Genomic DNA, 16,786 nt, shown 5'->3' with positions numbered 1-16,786 from the left:
AAAGTTTGCTAGATTTAAATGGGTATGGTATTGATTAGTAAAGTGTTTAAGGGCTATTGTTTGTATCCATTGGAAAGTGCAATGTTCATTCACTATATTGTTAAAGTATTTACATTGCCAGCATTGAAATTACATCGAACCGTCCATAGATTATATATAAGGGCAACAGAGGAGGTACAAAACTGAAGTTAATAAAAAACCTGACACAAACAGAAGGAAATTCTCTATGTATACATTGAATATTAGCGGTCACCATGTCCAATCTGGTGAAGAAGTTCAAGAACTTGTTAAAGAAAAAATGGATCACTTATCTCGTATTAACAGCCAGATAACCAGTATTAATGTGATTTTAAATACAGAGAAACATGAGATTCATGAATTAATTGTCGAAGCCAGTGTTCATATTCCTGGTCATGATCTTTTTGCAACGGTTAAAACGGATAAACAGATTAAGCCGGCTCTTGATCTTTTAGTTGGCAAGTTAGAGAAGCAGCTAATCAAACACAAAGCAAAACATGCTGGTCGACAGCACCATATTAATGCTCAGGATGTAGAGAGCCCTATAGAGCGTCAGCTACAAGCTGAATTTGACGAGCTTGTTGAGCGAGAAGTTATTTAATTTATTCACAATTCTAGGAGAAGCCTCGCACAGCGGGGCTTTTTTGTACCTAAAATTTGCGCGAAAAAATACCAAAGTTAATGGTTAAATATATTTGAGGGTAAAAAAAGGCAATAAAAAAGCCTACAAATAAAAATTATCGGTAGGCTTTTTTACGCAGTTTAATGCGCTGTTAATTCATGTTAGATGTTACTAACAGGAATGAACTCAACGGGGGCTGTCGTCATTGCGTCAAGTGGTGGCGCAAAATCCGTTAGCTTAATTCCCTTTACTGCAGCCATATACTCTTCAATAGTAGGGAAGCGACCTAAAATGGTTGAAAGAACAACCACTGGCGTTGAGCCTAGTAGTGATTCACCTTTCTTCTCTGTAGTATCCGCCACCACACGACCTTGGAATAAGCGTGTTGATGTTGCTATAACTGTATCTCCAGGTTCCGCTTTTTCTTGGTTACCCATGCATAAGTTACATCCAGGGCGTTCTAAGTACATGATGTTTTCATACTTCGTGCGCGCAGCTGCTTTGGGATTCTTATCGTTAAACTGAAATCCAGCATACTTCTCTAGAAGTGCCCAATCGCCTTCCTCTTTCAACTCATCAACAATGTTGTACGTTGGTGGAGCGATGACTAGAGGAGCGTTGAACTTGATCTCTTTGCCTTGTGCTTCCATATTACGAAACATTTGAGCAATGATTTGCATATCACCCTTATGAACCATACAAGAACCAACAAAGCCTAAATCAACAGGCTTATCTTTGTAGTATGAAATAGGACGAATAACGTCATGAGTATAACGCTTAGACACGTCATCGTTATTTACATCTGGATCCGCAATCATTGGCTCATCAATCTGATCCAAATCCACTACCACTTCTGCGAAGTATTTAGCATTTGCATCGGGCGTTAGGGCAGGTGTAGTTCCTGATTTAACCTCGTCAATACGTTTATCAGCCAAAGCGATTAAACCGGTAAGCGTTTTTGCACTGTTTTCCATACCTTTATCAATCATGATTTGGATACGTTTTTTCGCCAATTCAAGTGATGCAACCAAGGTATCGTCTTGAGAGATACAAATAGACGCTTTTGCCTTCATTTCGGCCGTCCAGTCTGTAAACGTAAACGCTTGGTCGGCCAGTAACGTACCAATGTGTACCTCAATAACTCGGCCTTGGAAAACGTTTTCACCGCCAAATTGCTTAAGCATTTGAGCTTGCGTAGCGTGTACCACATCACGGAAATCCATGTGTTTTTTCATGTAACCTTTAAAGGTTACTTTTACAGACTCAGGGATTGGCATTGCAGATTCACCCGTTGCCAGTGCAATTGCTACCGTACCTGAGTCAGCGCCGAAAGCGACGCCTTTAGACATACGAGTATGAGAGTCACCACCGATGATGATAGCGCGGTCATCAACGGTAATGTCATTCAATACTTTGTGAATAACATCTGTCATTGCAGGATAAACACCTTTAGGATCACGCGCGGTGATTAATCCAAATGTGTTCATAAAACTCATTAACTTGGGAGTATTTGCTTTTGCTTTACTATCCCAAACAGAGGCTGTGTGACAACCTGATTGGAATGCACCATCAACAATTGGCGAAATAGTAGAAGCTGCCATCGCTTCTAATTCCTGACATGTCATAGGGCCAGTGGTGTCTTGTGAGCCGACAATATTTATTTTTACACGAACGTTTGACCCTGCGTGTAATGGTGCGTCAGATAATACGCCAACGGCATTACGGTTAAATATTTTTTCAACAGCCGTTAAGCCCTGACCTTCATGTGAAATTTCTTTTGAGGCTGCATATACGCTTGCAGGTTCCACACCTAAGGTTTCTGCTGCAAATGTTTGTAGTTTCTTACCGAATGTTACAGCGTATGAGCCGCCAGCTCTCATGAATTCCACTTTTTGTGGTGTAAAGGCGGATGATATATCAGCAAGCTCTTTATTGCCGTTGTATAATTTCTTCGCTTTTGTATCGATAGTTAACACAGTGCCAGTAGCTACTGAGTATTTCTCTTCTAATACCGCATCACCATTTGCGTCAACAACCGTGTTACCGTTTGCGTCTACTTTCTTAACCCAGTTTTTAAGATCAAGACCAATACCACCGGTTACATCAACGGTTGTTAGGAAGATTGGCGCGATACCATTGGTACCAGCAACAATAGGTGCAATGTTAATAAAAGGTACATACGGACTTGCTTTTTTACCTGCTAAGAGTGCAACGTTGTTAACACCAGACATACGAGATGAACCAACACCCATAGTGCCTTTTTCAGCAATAAGCATTACCTGCATTTCAGGGTGCTTTACTTGTAGCGCTTTTATTTCTGCTTGAGCTTCAGGCGTGCTCATACATTGGCCATGTAATTCACGATCTGCACGAGAGTGAGATTGGTGGCCTGGCGATAATAAATCAGTTGAAATATCACCTTCACCAGCAATGAATGTCACTACATCAATGGTTTCATCGATTTCAGGAAGCTTTGTGAAAAACTCAGCCTGTGAGTAGCTTACAAGAATTTCTTTTGCTATAGGATTGCCTGCTTTGTAGGAAGCTTTAAGGCGATCTGTGTCCGCTTCGTATAAGAATACTTGAGTCTTTAGAACCTCAGCAGCTGGTTTAGCAACAGAAGCGTTGTCAGACAATGCCAAATCAAGAAGCACTTCAACAGAAGGGCCGCCTTTCATGTGAGATAACAATTCAAAAGCAAATGTCGGCGTGATTTCAGCAACGACAGATTCACCTAGAATAATTTCTTTCAGAAATTTAGCTTTCACTACGGCCGCGCTTGTTGTGCCTGGTAATGTGTTATAGATGAAAAAATTAAGAGAATCTGTGCGGTGTTCGTGACCAGTCTCTTTAATTTGTGCAATGATTTCTGATAATAATGCATCACCATCAATTGGCTTAGGATGTAACCCTTGACCTTTTCGATTCTCGATTTCTTGTAAGTACTCTGAATATAGGCTCATTGTCACCTCTAAATAATAATTTATGATAATAATATTATGTACTAAAAAAGGAACCTGACATCAGGTCACCGTATTTAATCTTTGATTTGTACATATTATAGAAAAAACGCACCCAAAAGTGATGATGCGCCATAACAATTTCGAATAGGTGACATTTAGCGGAATTATTCTGATTTAGATAAACCATTAGATTGCTGAATAATCCTCACCACTCTAAAGCCCCAATTGCTGGCTTTTAATACAGGTTCTGCGCGGTATCTTGTTGAACTTCGGCCAACTCTTGGAATATCGAACCAAGATCCACCTCTCAGTACTCGGTTTTCGCATTGATTGGCCAGCCAAACTTCATTTTTAGTCGGCGCGCCGTCATAGTTGTCGTGGTAACAATCTTCTACCCATTCCGCTACATTGCCATGCATGTCAAACAAACCAAGTGGGTTACTGGCTTGACTGCCAACTGGGGCGGAAGAGACACCGTCCCATTGGCTTCCGCAGCTATCACAGACGCTGTAGCCGGGCTTTACCGTGTTTCCATACCAAAATGAGGTGCTTGAGTCTGCTCTTGCTGAATACTCCCATTCGATTTCTGTTGGGAGGCGATACTCTTGATTTGTTTGGCTAGATATCCACGTAGTATAGGCTTTTGCGTCATACCAGCTGATGTTGATTGCAGGGCGTTGCCCACGGCCCCAGCCATTGTCTGGAGGTAGCTCTCGACCAGTTGCATTGGCAAATTTATCATATTGGTCAAAAGTAACTTCGTATTTACTAATATAAAAGCCATTGGGGATATCGACTTCATGGGGTGGTTTTTCATTATCATCTCCCATTCTGTTTTGATCTCCCATAATAAAGGTGGCAGGAGGGATTTTTTCTATCTTGGGTGCTGTTCCGCCAGAAATAAGTGGCTCTTCTAATGTTTGCGGTAAGGCCTCAAACGGCGTTATTGCTTTCACCTTAGGTACATTTTTTGGGGTGGGAGTAATTTTTTCAGAGGGGGGGGTAGGCCATAAAATGATGGCCCCCAAAGTACTTATGGCAACAAAAGCGCAGATAATGATGATTTTTGGTTTGGTGTTGCGTACATAGCGTTTAACCGCTCGCTTAGCCACCGAACTGTTACTTACTTCAGGTTTATAAAGGTTTGCGCGAATGATTCGAATGACTTCAACCAAGGATTTTGGCCTATGGCGTTCATTTTCTCTACTCCATTTCAGTAAACGGCCCCATGTGGCGTCACTTAAACTTGGGTGCGTGTCTGGTAGGCTCGTAGTAAAGTCTTTATCGAGAATCGATTCTCCAAGTAAGGCGGCCATGAGGAGTTTCATAAAGGCAAAACGATCTGATGCTGGAGTGCGCTTTTGATCTTTTTTTAAATATTCTGGTGGGAAAAAGCGGGCATCCATAACGCTGTCATCAATTTGACTCATCCAATTGTGAGCGCCGAACCCTGTCATAAGGCCAAGCCCATTAACAACATGAATTGAATTTAAGTCTAAATGCCCATGGAGCAGATCATTTTTATGCACTTGGTCTAGTGCTTTGGCAATATTATCGAATAGACCAATCACTACATTTAACGGAGCGCCATCTGGGTATTTGCCTAAAAAGCTGTAGAGATTTTCTCCACCACACACAGCAGAGCATGAAAACACCCACAGTTTTGAGTAAAAGGGCGGGTAGTTTGGTGTGATTGCAGAGTGTTTTACCCCCGCATATTTTCTGGCATTTTGTAAGAAGTCTTCAACTTTACCTTTGCTGGATTGGAAAAAACGCAGCACAAAAGGTCTTCCACCTTGGTCTGCAACCCAAGTGGTTTTATGGTTATCCATTGGGTAGTTTAAAATGTAAGGATCGAGCTCGATCCCTACATTTTGACCAATTTTTAGTTTTTTGGGGTCATAAAAATCATTCATTACGAATTTGATATCCAAATCAAGACGTTGCTGCCTAAGAGAGCAATAGAGGGTATAATCACGTTTTTTAACATAAAAAGGTAGAGTAATGTTATCAGCGTATCCAGAGCTTGTTGAATTTCTTCCGTGTGAATCCCCTAAAGCGTGGGTGAATTGGGCTCTTGAGAACCAAACGTTGCTATTAAATGATCATGCTCATTGCGAAAAAAAAGCCGCGTCTACCGCAATGAATCTAATGTATCGTTATGTTGACCGTGATAATTTGCTACATAAAATGTCTCGTTTGGCTCGTGAAGAACTTCTGCATTTTGAGCAAGTGCATAAACTCATGCGTAAAAGAAATGTCACTTATGATCATTTGTCGGCGTCTCGCTATGCGGATGGTTTACGCAAACATATTCGCACGCATGAGCCTGCTCGTTTAGTTGATATTATGATTATTGGTGCGTTTGTTGAAGCGAGATCCTGTGAACGCTTTGCCGTTCTTGCCCCGTATCTGGATGACGAGTTGTCGAAGTTCTATATCTCGTTGCTAAAATCAGAAGCAAGACACTTTGAAGATTACCTTGAGTTAGCTCAAGAGTATTCAAAAGAGCCTATTGATGAGCGTGTTGCATTTTTTCGTGATTTAGAAGAAAAGCTTATCACTGAGCCAGATACAGAGTTTCGTATGCACAGTGGACCGCCTGCTTAGATTGTAGTTTACAAAATGCCACAAACCATTTGCGTAATTTGACGCTGCTTTTTATGCGTGCTGCTACACTCATTATATAAACTCGGAAATCTGGAGAATGTATTATGGGTGTACATAAGAGCGAAACCCTTCCGGACGTTACCTATTGGCTAGGGCTCGAAATTGCTAAGGTAGATCCGGTTGTTGATCTTGATGTGATGTATAAAGGCTCTCTAGAGTTGGATTTTCTATATCAGCTTCTTACCAGTAAAGCTCAACAGCATTGGTGGCGCGTTTATGGTATTCAGCTGAGTCCCGTCATTATCAATAACGCATTTTTCCGAGCGATATCTATGCTGCATAATCGCAATATCGAGTTTACTCGTTCACGTAATAGTAAAGAAACAATGTGGGTGAAAGAGCTTTTGAAGCGCTAAAGGATAAAAAAAATGTCAGCATAGTCGCTGACATTTTTTGTGAAATTCATTCTGGTAATGACGTTTAGAGGAGTCTCTCGCGATGAACGTCTTTTAATCCATTTAATCCGTTTTGAATAAACTCTGTGACGGACTCTTTGCGTTGAGTATAAATGTCTCCCTCAATATGAGCTAGCCAAATAAATTCATCCCAATCGCCTAGGACACAACGCAGAGAGTCATGCACTTTGTGCGTCTCAGGACGATGAGTGTGCCCATGAATGACTGTCTTGCAATGGAGTAGGTTAAGTGAGTAATCAACAGCCGACTCAGTGACATCCATGATATTTATCGACTTTTCTGCCGCCATGGACTTGCTGTCGTTACGCAGTTGCGCAGCAAGAGCGAGACGTTGCTCTAATGGCAGGGATAAAATTTGCTCTTGCCATGCTGTAGAGCGTACCGTCTTTCTGAATGCTTGATATTCGGTATCTTCCAAACAGTATTCATCGCCGTGCGTTAAAAGAACGGAAACGTTACTCAAGGTCAATAATGTTTGCTCGTGAATAAGGGTGGCACCCACTCGATCTAACCACGCACTGCCGATGAGAAAGTCCCTATTACCATGCAAGAAATATAAGGCAATACCAGATTGAGATAATATGGCGAGAGCATTTTCTACTTGTGTATTCCAATCGGCATGAAAGTCGTCACCGATCCAAGCTTCATAAAAGTCACCGAGTATATAAAGTTCCGCTTCTTCATGTCGCTGAATAAGCTCTTCTGTCATTTTAACAAACGCCCGGATCAAATCCGGGCGTTTGTCACTCAGGTGCAGATCTGAAATGAAATAACAGATCATTAGCCTTCGCTTTTTACGAGTTCAGCGCTTTCGATGATCACGTCTTCAGCAGGTACATCTTGGTGCCCTGATTTCATCGTAGTTTTGACTTCTTTGATTTTGTTAACGACGTCCATGCCCGCTGTTACTTTACCAAATACAGCATAACCCCAACCATCTGGCGTTTTGCTACGGTGATTTAGGAAGCTGTTGTCCGCGATGTTGATAAAAAATTGTGCAGAAGCGGAATGTGGGTCCATTGTGCGAGCCATCGCCAAAGTACCAATTTCATTTTTTAAGCCGTTGTCCGCTTCATTTTCAATGGCAGTGCGGTTTTCTTTTTGCTTCATACCAGGTTCAAAACCACCACCTTGAACCATGAAACCATTGATTACACGGTGAAAAATAACGCCATCATAGAAACCTGATGTAACATATTCTTCAAAGTTTTTCGCTGATATAGGTGCTTTATCGTAATCAAGCTCGACGTGAATATCGCCGTGGTTTGTATGTAAAATGATCATTGTGTATTCCTTGTTTAATTAATGACTTAAATCTTGAGTGTTTCTAATCAATGTTGAGCATTTTATGTGTTTGTAAGCTAAGACGCCACCGTGGATGCGATAAACAATAGTGTAATGTGGCTTCTTGAGTGTTGATTAAAGGGATTTGATCCACTGATAAATGACTCTGATCCATAGGTTGCAAATAAAAATTGTCAAAATCTAAGGTTTCAAATTGTTCAGGATCAAGTTGTTCTTGTGGGTAAACCAGTTTTAATTCATCGCCCTTGGTAATGACCAGCTCTTTGGGTGTCTTGGGGCTCACGCAGATCCAGTCTATGCCATCTGGCAACACTAACGTGCCATTGGTTTCTATTGCAATCATGTAGCCATGATCTTTCATTTCTTTGATGAGGCTTGTATCCAGTTGGAGTGCCGGTTCGCCACCGGTAAAAACCACATATTTATGCACATGACCAGATGGCCAAAGCGCATCAAGGTGTGAGCGTAGCTGTGAGGCGGTTTTAAATTTTCCACCATTCTGCCCATTGGTACCGATAAAATCAGTGTCGCAAAATTGACAGGCGGATTGAGAGCGCGTTTTTTCTAAACCAGACCATAGATTACAGCCAGTAAAACGACAAAATAGAGCAGGGCGGCCCGCATGGGCACCTTCGCCTTGTAATGAATAAAAGGCTTCTTTGATTAAATACATGTTGTTACACCAGTTACGGCTCGAAAAACAGTTCGAGGTAAGGGTTGTTACTTTAGTTAGCAATTTAGTGTCTAAGTGAATCATTTGTGGAACAAAAGCCATTTAGCACTAAAAAAAACACACTAAAACCAGAATGAGTTATTTGTTGATTTCACCTATTAAACTTCATAATCCAATGGATCTGTTTTGCCTTGCTCTTTAAATGCGTCAAGGCGTTCACAGCATGCGCCGCATTTCCCACAGGATTTTTCACGCCCATTGTAACAAGTCCATGTATTGGCGTAGTCCAGATTCATACTCAGCCCTGCTTTCAAAATGTCGCCTTTTGATGAATACAAAAAGGGCGTGACGATTTCTACAGATTGATAATTGGCGATTTTAGAGACTGCGTTCATGGCGTCGACAAATTCAGGACGGCAATCAGGGTAGATATGATGATCACCAGAATGGGCGCCGTAATAGACTTTGCCTGCTTCTAAAGAGACAGCGTAAGCGATGGCCATAGAGAGCAAAACCATATTACGATTTGGAACGACAGTTGATTTCATGCTGTCGTCTTCGTAATGGCCTTCTGGAATTTCCGTGTCACCAGTGAGTGATGAATTCGCCATTAAACTATTGATCGCAGTAATATCAACAACCTTATGGGAAACGCCAAGCGTTCGGCAGACTTGTGCTGCCACTTCTAATTCTTTGTTGTGCTTTTGTCCATAGTCAAAAGACAGGGCATAAACGTCTAATCCATTTTTGATTGCTGTATTCAAAACGGTAAACGAATCCATTCCCCCTGAATACACTACGACGACTTTTTCTGACATGTTGGTTTCCTTGCTACTGATCTTTTATTTGAATGAAAGGCGATGGTTTATGAGGGGCGCAGTGTAGCAGATTGCCTAGGAGGCAAACTAGAAAGCAGTGGGTGAAAAGCATTGCAAAGTCACGTAATTTACAGTAATTTTAATATGCGTAACCGGTTACTTATGTGGCTGTATATTCTTGATTTGATAGGATTGAAAAGAAAGATGGAGCAATTTGGTGTATTGACACTAGGAAGTCGATTAAAACGACTCAGCGATTATTTGTTTGCTCAGGTGCAAGATGTCTATGTTCAGTGTGATATCCCTATTTCAGCAACGTATTTTCCAATACTAAAATTGCTGCAAACGGCAGGGGATTTATCTGTAGTGGAAATTGCAGAGCGATTGCATTTAAGTCACCCCGCGGTGAGTAAACAAACAACGAAAATGATTAAAGCATCTCTACTAAAAAAGACGGTGGATGAACGGGATCAGCGGCGTTCTTCTTTAGCACTTTCCGGATTTGGAGTTGATGCTATGTTGCGAGTTGAGCCTATTTTGCAGGAAATGAAATTTGTCCTAGAGCAGCAGGTCGATTTTCCTAGCCAGAATTTTATGGACAGTTTGTCATTGTTAGAAGCCCAAGTGTTTAATGGCAGCCTAGCGAATAAGGTAATGGATCGCTTAGCACCTGTTGAGATTGTCTTGCTGGAAAAACAGCATGAAGATGCTTTTTATAATCTTAATATGGCTTGGCTTGAACGCTACTTCCCCAATCAAATAGAAGATGAGGATCGAGCATTGTTGACTGATCCTCAGTCCAATATTGTTACTTTAGGTGGCGTTGTTTGGGTTGCTCTTGGTGGTCCGCAAGCAAAATCAGTGATTGGGACAGTTGCTTTTCTTCCTCAAAACGATCTTGTCATAAACGGCGCTAACGTAGGTAGAGTGCTGAAGTTATCTGTTGCTGAACACGCTCAGGGAAAAGGTGTCGCACAGCGCCTTTTGTCTACCATTATTGATTTTGCGAAGAGTGCAGGCTTTTCGACACTGACACTAGAAACGGCGTCTTGCTTAAAATCAGCTAGGCAGCTTTACGATAAAAATGCATTTATTGAAATGGCATCACCTAACAAATCACATTATCAACGTGCGGACGTGTACATGGAAAAACAATTAAGGGACGCTTTATGAATACATTGCAACACATGCGCCGAGGCTCTATTGCTTCCATTCCAATGATTATTGGCGGGATTCCATTTGGCCTGTTGTTTGGGTCTTTAGCGTCAAGTTATGGGTTGAGCCCGTGGTTCGCTATTGCCATGTCGGCAATCGTATTTGCAGGCTCCGCGCAATTTGTTGCGCTTGGGCTAATTGCGTTGCATGCGCCGATCTGGGTGATCGTGTCGACTACTTTTATTGTTAATCTTCGTCACCTTTTATACGCAGCGGATTTGGTGAAGTTTGTCAAACATTTGCCCATGCCGATCCGAGTTGTCATGGGTTTTGGGTTGATTGATGAAACCTATGCTGCGGTTCGCCCTATGTATGAAATTGGCGCTGCAGAGGAAAGAAATGGACATAAGGTCTATTTTGGATCCTTTATTTCGTTTTATGTGATGTGGAATGTAACAACCATTTTGGGTGTTTTGTCAGGTGAGCTTATTCCAGGTATGAGTGAATGGGGCTTGGAGTTTGCAATGGTTGCGACCTTTATTGGTATCATCACGCCCTATTTAAAGCGTAAGCCTTTTTGGTTTTGCATGCTAAGTGCTGGGGTTGCATCAGTGCTTTTATCGGGCTTGCCAAATAATCTTGGGTTGCTTGTTTCGGCGGTGATTGGTGTGGCGATAGGCTATTTTTCAGACGGTACTGCTCATGACGAAAAAACGCTTACAAATAGTGACGTTCAAGGAGTAGGGGAATGAGTTTGATGGATTCGGTACTCATAATATTCGGCATGTTCATAGTGACGTTTGGGGTTCGATTTGTTTTGTTTGCTCGAGCGCATAAAGTGGTGATGCCTGCTTTCTTGGAGAGGGCGCTGAAGTTCGTTCCTGTCGCCGTGTTAACCGCGATCATCACGCCAATGATATTGATGCCAGATCAGCACATCAATATATCTTTACTTAATCCTTGGTTGCTGGGTGGTGTCGCCGCTTTTGTTGTCGGTATTTGGCGGCAACAGCAGTTGCTCACCATTTTGGTCGGGGTGGTTGTTTTCTTTGTATCAAAATACGCCATTTCACTCTAAATAAACTGAAAAAGAGCAGAAAAGAATTCTGCTCAATATCCCATAGAAACCTAAATACTATATACTTACTGATCAAAGTAACAATATTGTTAGACCAACACTTATCGGGACTTACATCAACCATGTCAGAAACGTCAAAACCAGGTAATTTCATTACCCAAATCATTGATAAAGATAACGAATCAGGTAAACACGGCGGTAAGGTTCTTACTCGCTTTCCACCTGAGCCAAATGGCTACCTACACATCGGCCATGCTAAATCCATTTGTCTGAACTTCGGCTTAGCGCAGCGTTACAATGGTCAATGCAATCTACGTTTTGATGACACTAATCCTGAGAAGGAAAGTGTTGAATATATTGAATCGATTAAACGTGATGTAGAGTGGCTTGGCTTTGAATGGAAAGACGAACCTAAGTTTGCTTCTGACTATTTTGATCAATTGTTTGATTTTGCAATACAGCTTGTTCAAGCAGGCAAGGCCTATGCTTGCGAGCTAAACGCTGAGCAAATGCGCGAATATCGCGGTACATTGAAAGAGCCAGGTAAAAATAGCCCATATCGTGATCGTAGTGTTGAAGAAAATATGGCCATTTTCATGGATATGAAAAATGGTAAATACAAAGACGGTGAAGTGGTGTTGCGCGCTAAAATTGATATGGGCAGTCCAAATATCAATATGCGTGATCCAATTATCTATCGAGTTCGTCATGTATATCATCACCAAACGGGTGATAAATGGTGCGTTTATCCGATGTATGATTTTACGCATTGTTTGTCGGATGCCATTGAAGAGGTGACGCACTCTGTCTGTACTCTTGAGTTTCAAGATCATCGTCCATTGTACGATTGGGTGTTGGATACGTTGAAGACGGCTCACCCACAACAAATTGAATTTGCTCGTTTGAATTTAAACTACACGGTAACGAGTAAGCGTAAGTTGAAGCAGCTGGTGGATGAAAAACACGTTCATGGTTGGGATGATCCACGTATGCCGACTATTTCAGGCTTGCGTCGTCGTGGTTATACGGCTTTATCTATCCGTAATTTTTGTGATCGTATTGGTGTGACAAAATCTGACAGTACGGTTGATGTCGGTATGTTGGAACACGCTATTCGTGAAGATTTGGATGCCAGTGCAAATCGCGCCATGGTTGTGCTGAACCCGATCAAAGTTACCCTGACCAACTACCCTGAAGGGAAAGAAGAAATCTTCACGGTGGGTAATCACCCGAAAAATGAAGAAGCGGGCACTCGCGAAGTGCCATTTAGTAAAGAGTTGTACATTGACGCCGCAGACTTTGCCGAAGTGCCGCCTCGTAAATGGAAGCGCTTAACGCTTGAAGGCGCTGTTCGTCTTCGCGGTGGTTATGTCATTACTTGTGATGAAGCAATTAAAAATGACGCGGGTGACGTAGTCGAATTACGTTGCCGTTATGATGAAAGCACATTAGGTGTGAACCCTGAAGGCTACAAGCCAAAAGGTGTGATTCATTGGGTAAGCGCGAAGCATGCTGTTGATGCTACTGTTAATCTTTACGATCGTTTGTTTGTGAATGAATTGCCCGATGCGAACTATGACGATAAAACATTCTTGGATTTCATTAACCCAGATTCGTTGACAATGGTGTCTAATGCTAAAGCCGAACCGTCATTATTGCTGTCTGAGAAAGGCCAAGGGTTTCAGTTCGAACGAGAAGGGTATTTCTGTCGTGATTTGAAAGAAGACGGTGTGGTGTTTAATCGTACAGTCACCTTACGTGACTCTTGGGCAAAAATTGAAGCAAAAGGAAACTAAGCGCATGTTGAAGATTTACAACACCCTAAGTGGGAAGAAAGAAATTTTCAAACCAATCGAAGAAGGCAAGGTTGGTATGTATGTCTGTGGCAACACGGTATACGATTTTTGCCACATTGGTCATGCTCGAGCGATGATTTCCTTTGACATTATTTCACGCTTCATTCGACACCTTGGTTATGAATTGAATTATGTGCGAAATATTACCGACGTTGACGACAAAATAATCAAACGTGCGGAAGAGAATAATGAATCTACTCAGTCTTTGACTGAGCGCATGATTGCAGCGCAGCGTGAAGATGAACTGCGTTTGGGTAATAAAATGCCTGACCGTGAGCCAAGAGCGACGGAGTACATGGAAGAAATTATCGATATGATACAAGTTCTTATCGATAAAGGATTTGCGTATCAGGGCGTTTCTGGTGATGTGTATTATCGAACGACTAAGTTCGAAGGCTACGGTAAATTAAACAATCGTAAGCTGGATGACATGCTTGCTGGTGCTCGTATTGATGTTGAAATAGCAAAAGAGCACCCTGCAGATTTTGTGTTGTGGAAGCAAACAAAAGCGGGCGAGGTTTCTTGGTCTTCACCTTGGGGTGATGGACGACCAGGCTGGCATATTGAGTGTTCAGCCATGTCGACGAGCTGCCTTGGCAGTCATTTCGATATTCATGGTGGTGGCCCGGATCTTAAGTTTCCGCATCATGAGAACGAAATTGCACAATCTGAAGCCGCAACAGGCAAGGATTATGTTAATTACTGGATGCATTGTGGCGCGGTTCGCGTCAATAATGAAAAAATGTCTAAATCATTGGGCAATTTCTTCACGGTGCGCGACGTGTTAGCTAAATTTAACCCTGAGGTCGTGCGCTACCTTATGGTTTCCAGTCAATATCGCAGCGCGATTGATTACTCTGATCAAAGTTTGACGGAAGCTAAGGTTGCTTTAGAGCGCCTTTATACCGCTTTGCGTCAACAGCCAGTTGCAGAGTTGTTTTCGCCTACTGCTTTCACTGAGCGCTTTGAAGAGGCCATGAAAGATGACTTCAATACAGCGGTTGCTGTTTCTGTTTTGTTTGAGTTGGTTCGTGAGCTTAATAAGGCAAAAACTGACGACGCGGATAAGGCATTGCTGTTGGCTGCGGAGTTGCGTTCATTGGCTGCGTTGCTTGGTTTGTTGTATCAAGACCCTGAATATTTCCTGCAAAACAGCACGATATCTGAAGGGCTAGATGATGCAGCAATACAATCATTGATCGATGAGAGAACGCAAGTTCGCAAAGATAAAAACTTTGCCCGTAGTGATGAAATACGAGATGAGTTGGCGAGTCAAGGCATTGAACTTCTTGATAGTCGAGAAGGAACGACCTGGACGCGAGGTTAAGTCATTAAAAAGGTGATGTGATCACATCGCCTTTTTATTTATCTTTGTTTTAATTGGCTAGTCTTTAGCAACTTTCACAGCCAGTACGTCGCAAGGTGCTCCGTGCAGTACGCCATTTGCAGTTGAGCCAAGTAGCAAAGCAAGACCGTGGCGGCCATGGCTCCCCACAACGATTAAATCGACTTTCTTTTCCTCTGCAATACGGTGTATTTCGCTTTCTATACCGCCTTGCGTGATACAGCTTTCTTGAACAGATATGTCCAGTTGCGCTTCTAGAATCGAGATACGCTCTTTGGCAGTTTCTTGTAATTGAGCTTGTATGTCTGTGATATCAATTGGTACATCACCCCCATAAGCGTAATTAAGTGATTCAATGACGTGAAGTATGGTAAGTTCTGCTCCGGTCGCTTTACATAGGGCAGCGGCTTTGTTTGCGACTTTGATGCTCTCATCGGTTAGGTCAACAGCAAGTAGAATTCTGTTATACAACATAGAATACCTCCAAAATTGGCTCGTTTTGTTTATTTTAGTTCAATAATTGAGAAACATTTAAAATGACGGCTCTCATTGTTATTTTCATTACATTATCTTTAATGGGGTCAGCGTTATGGATTATGCCCCCAAAAAAAGAGCGGCAACGCATGGCTTTACGTATGCATGCCCGAAAGCTTGGACTTACTGTTCAGCTTACATCAATTGACCTTCCTGACAAGTGGGATAAGTCATTGAATAGAGAAAAAACGATTGGGTACTCTTTTTATCGTTTAAAGCCGGTTACTTCCTTACCAGATAAAGTGTGGATATTGCCTTATGAAGTATGGAAATATCATTCCTTGGTTGAAGGGTGGTGGTCCAGTGAGTTATTGGCCTTGTCTGCAGAGTCTAGAAGTGTGCTTGAAAAATATGGTGCCTTGCTTATCGGGATAAAAATCACGCCAGAGAGCGTTTCATTTTATTGGGATGAGGCGGGTGATGAGGTCGCCTTAGAGGAGTTGGCCCACTTTGTTTTTTCATTGGCAGAGTTGAAGGATATTTCTGATTGAGGCCATATAGCGTTGTTTTCTCCTTATTCTATGAGTTTTTAGAGATGTCTAGATTTTGAATAAGTTCGCTTAATGCTTCTTCTGGATTGTCGCTCTCTGTCATGGCCGCAATTTTCGGAGATAATATTTCTTTCATTCTATCGGTGACAAATGTTTTTAAAACTTTCTTTTCTGGCCGCTCTATTGAGTCTGATTTAATGTGTGACAATATTACGCCGTACAGTGTTTGTGCAACACGTAAGTCACCACTTAAGAAGTTTTTATTTGCTTGAACCATTTGGCGATTTAGTTGAATCCAAAGGTTGAGCCAGCGTAAATACTCATAGCAGGCTTGGTAGTGTGCGTTACTAATACGGCCTTTTCGGCGCAAATACAAAAGCATTTTAGCCAGTTTAGTTAAGCGTTCTTTGTAGTTGGTTTTTTCTTGAAAGCTTAAAAGGTCTGGCTCTGGATTATACTCGACAGGCTCGTTATTTCGGCCCTCTTCCGCGGTGGCAATACGGATTTCTATTTTTTCAGAGTCATCCGAATATTGCAGAAGTTCCCGAAGTGTGTCTAGATAGAAATCATAAAGCACATCCGTGGCTATCGTGTCTGTGTTTATGTCTTTTAGGCCGCGAATATGTTGTTCAACACGATCGGCCCTATTAGACAGTTGTAATTGTTTTACGCGTCGCTCAGTAATTTCTTTTTCTTTTTGGTGCGCACGTGATCCAATGACCACAGACAAAAGTACAATGATGATCAAAAAAGCAATGGTTAAAATTTGAAGGGTAGCCATGATTGTCCTTAAGCAATGAATTCAGTATGTTAAATAAGAAATACTAAGTTCAGCAAGATTT

General features: G+C 41.9%; 17 protein-coding genes. 9 read left to right on the top strand and 8 right to left on the bottom strand.

Features of this window, described 5'->3' with window-relative positions; translation table 11 throughout:
- Nucleotides 1-226: 226 nt before the first annotated feature.
- On the top strand, nucleotides 227-619 hold the full coding sequence (gene hpf / locus M3I01_RS10455; protein WP_255895821.1) for a ribosome hibernation-promoting factor, HPF/YfiA family: 393 nt from the start codon (nucleotides 227-229) through the stop codon (nucleotides 617-619).
- Between the two features lie 182 nt (nucleotides 620-801).
- Here hpf and M3I01_RS10450 read toward each other — a convergent pair whose 3' ends face one another.
- Nucleotides 802-3,603 (bottom strand): bifunctional aconitate hydratase 2/2-methylisocitrate dehydratase, encoded by a 2,802-nt coding sequence (locus M3I01_RS10450; protein WP_255895820.1) that lies wholly within the window; start codon nucleotides 3,601-3,603, stop codon nucleotides 802-804.
- A gap of 164 nt (nucleotides 3,604-3,767) precedes the next feature.
- Nucleotides 3,768-5,519, bottom strand: a complete 1,752-nt coding sequence (locus M3I01_RS10445; RefSeq protein ID WP_275565063.1) for an SUMF1/EgtB/PvdO family nonheme iron enzyme — start codon at nucleotides 5,517-5,519, stop codon at nucleotides 3,768-3,770.
- An 88-nt stretch (nucleotides 5,520-5,607) separates the two neighbouring features.
- On the opposite strand from M3I01_RS10445, the gene miaE reads away from it, so the two are divergent.
- Together miaE and M3I01_RS10435 are read left to right on the top strand one after the other, a co-directional pair.
- Nucleotides 5,608-6,213, top strand: coding sequence for a tRNA-(ms[2]io[6]A)-hydroxylase (gene miaE / locus M3I01_RS10440; protein WP_255895817.1), 606 nt, complete (start codon nucleotides 5,608-5,610; stop codon nucleotides 6,211-6,213).
- A 104-nt stretch (nucleotides 6,214-6,317) separates the two neighbouring features.
- Nucleotides 6,318-6,629, top strand: a complete 312-nt coding sequence (locus M3I01_RS10435) for a hypothetical protein (RefSeq protein ID WP_255895816.1) — start codon at nucleotides 6,318-6,320, stop codon at nucleotides 6,627-6,629.
- A 64-nt stretch (nucleotides 6,630-6,693) separates the two neighbouring features.
- On the opposite strand, the gene M3I01_RS10430 is transcribed toward M3I01_RS10435, so the two are convergent.
- The 4 genes from M3I01_RS10430 to queC all read right to left on the bottom strand — a co-directional run bounded on the left by M3I01_RS10430 (nucleotide 6,694) and on the right by queC (nucleotide 9,485).
- Complete coding sequence (locus tag M3I01_RS10430; RefSeq protein ID WP_255895815.1) at nucleotides 6,694-7,470, bottom strand: UDP-2,3-diacylglucosamine diphosphatase; 777 nt, start codon at nucleotides 7,468-7,470, stop codon at nucleotides 6,694-6,696.
- Nucleotides 7,470-7,973: a peptidylprolyl isomerase gene (locus M3I01_RS10425; RefSeq protein WP_255895814.1), complete on the bottom strand. Its 504-nt coding sequence runs from the start codon at nucleotides 7,971-7,973 to the stop codon at nucleotides 7,470-7,472. Before M3I01_RS10425 ends, M3I01_RS10430 begins: the two co-directional genes overlap by 1 nt.
- A gap of 43 nt (nucleotides 7,974-8,016) precedes the next feature.
- Nucleotides 8,017-8,667: a 7-carboxy-7-deazaguanine synthase gene (queE, locus tag M3I01_RS10420; RefSeq protein ID WP_255895813.1), complete on the bottom strand. Its 651-nt coding sequence runs from the start codon at nucleotides 8,665-8,667 to the stop codon at nucleotides 8,017-8,019.
- A 158-nt stretch (nucleotides 8,668-8,825) separates the two neighbouring features.
- Nucleotides 8,826-9,485 carry a 7-cyano-7-deazaguanine synthase QueC gene (gene queC, locus M3I01_RS10415; protein ID WP_255895812.1) on the bottom strand — a complete coding sequence of 220 codons (660 nt, stop codon included), beginning with the start codon at nucleotides 9,483-9,485 and terminating at the stop codon, nucleotides 8,826-8,828.
- Nucleotides 9,486-9,689: 204 nt separating this feature from the next.
- Between queC and M3I01_RS10410 the strand changes: the two genes are divergently transcribed.
- From M3I01_RS10410 to cysS, 5 genes are all read left to right on the top strand, one after another.
- The gene (locus tag M3I01_RS10410) at nucleotides 9,690-10,658 is read left to right on the top strand and encodes a bifunctional helix-turn-helix transcriptional regulator/GNAT family N-acetyltransferase (RefSeq protein WP_255895811.1); all 969 of its coding nucleotides are present in this window, start codon (nucleotides 9,690-9,692) and stop codon (nucleotides 10,656-10,658) included.
- Entirely contained in the window at nucleotides 10,655-11,392 is a 738-nt protein-coding gene (locus M3I01_RS10405) for an AzlC family ABC transporter permease (RefSeq protein ID WP_255895810.1), read from the top strand. Before M3I01_RS10410 ends, M3I01_RS10405 begins: the two co-directional genes overlap by 4 nt.
- Nucleotides 11,389-11,718 carry an AzlD domain-containing protein gene (locus M3I01_RS10400; RefSeq protein ID WP_255895809.1) on the top strand — a complete coding sequence of 110 codons (330 nt, stop codon included), beginning with the start codon at nucleotides 11,389-11,391 and terminating at the stop codon, nucleotides 11,716-11,718. The genes M3I01_RS10405 and M3I01_RS10400 overlap by 4 nt, the downstream gene beginning before the upstream one ends.
- Before the next feature lie 122 nt (nucleotides 11,719-11,840).
- The gene (locus M3I01_RS10395) at nucleotides 11,841-13,514 is read left to right on the top strand and encodes a glutamine--tRNA ligase/YqeY domain fusion protein (protein ID WP_255895808.1); all 1,674 of its coding nucleotides are present in this window, start codon (nucleotides 11,841-11,843) and stop codon (nucleotides 13,512-13,514) included.
- A 4-nt stretch (nucleotides 13,515-13,518) separates the two neighbouring features.
- Nucleotides 13,519-14,901 carry a cysteine--tRNA ligase gene (cysS, locus tag M3I01_RS10390; protein WP_255895807.1) on the top strand — a complete coding sequence of 461 codons (1,383 nt, stop codon included), beginning with the start codon at nucleotides 13,519-13,521 and terminating at the stop codon, nucleotides 14,899-14,901.
- Between the two features lie 57 nt (nucleotides 14,902-14,958).
- Here cysS and M3I01_RS10385 read toward each other — a convergent pair whose 3' ends face one another.
- A complete protein-coding gene (locus tag M3I01_RS10385; protein WP_255895806.1) occupies nucleotides 14,959-15,393 on the bottom strand; it encodes a universal stress protein in 435 nt (144 codons plus the stop codon).
- 62 nt (nucleotides 15,394-15,455) lie between these two features.
- On the opposite strand from M3I01_RS10385, the gene M3I01_RS10380 reads away from it, so the two are divergent.
- On the top strand, nucleotides 15,456-15,944 hold the full coding sequence (locus M3I01_RS10380; protein ID WP_255895805.1) for a hypothetical protein: 489 nt from the start codon (nucleotides 15,456-15,458) through the stop codon (nucleotides 15,942-15,944).
- Nucleotides 15,945-15,972: 28 nt separating this feature from the next.
- On the opposite strand, the gene M3I01_RS10375 is transcribed toward M3I01_RS10380, so the two are convergent.
- A complete protein-coding gene (locus tag M3I01_RS10375) occupies nucleotides 15,973-16,725 on the bottom strand; it encodes a DNA topoisomerase I (RefSeq protein ID WP_255895804.1) in 753 nt (250 codons plus the stop codon).
- Nucleotides 16,726-16,786 lie beyond the last annotated feature (61 nt).

This window comes from Marinomonas maritima, from assembly GCF_024435075.2.
Lineage (GTDB): Bacteria > Pseudomonadota > Gammaproteobacteria > Pseudomonadales > Marinomonadaceae > Marinomonas > Marinomonas maritima.
This window is presented reverse-complemented; position numbering and strand designations above follow the sequence as displayed.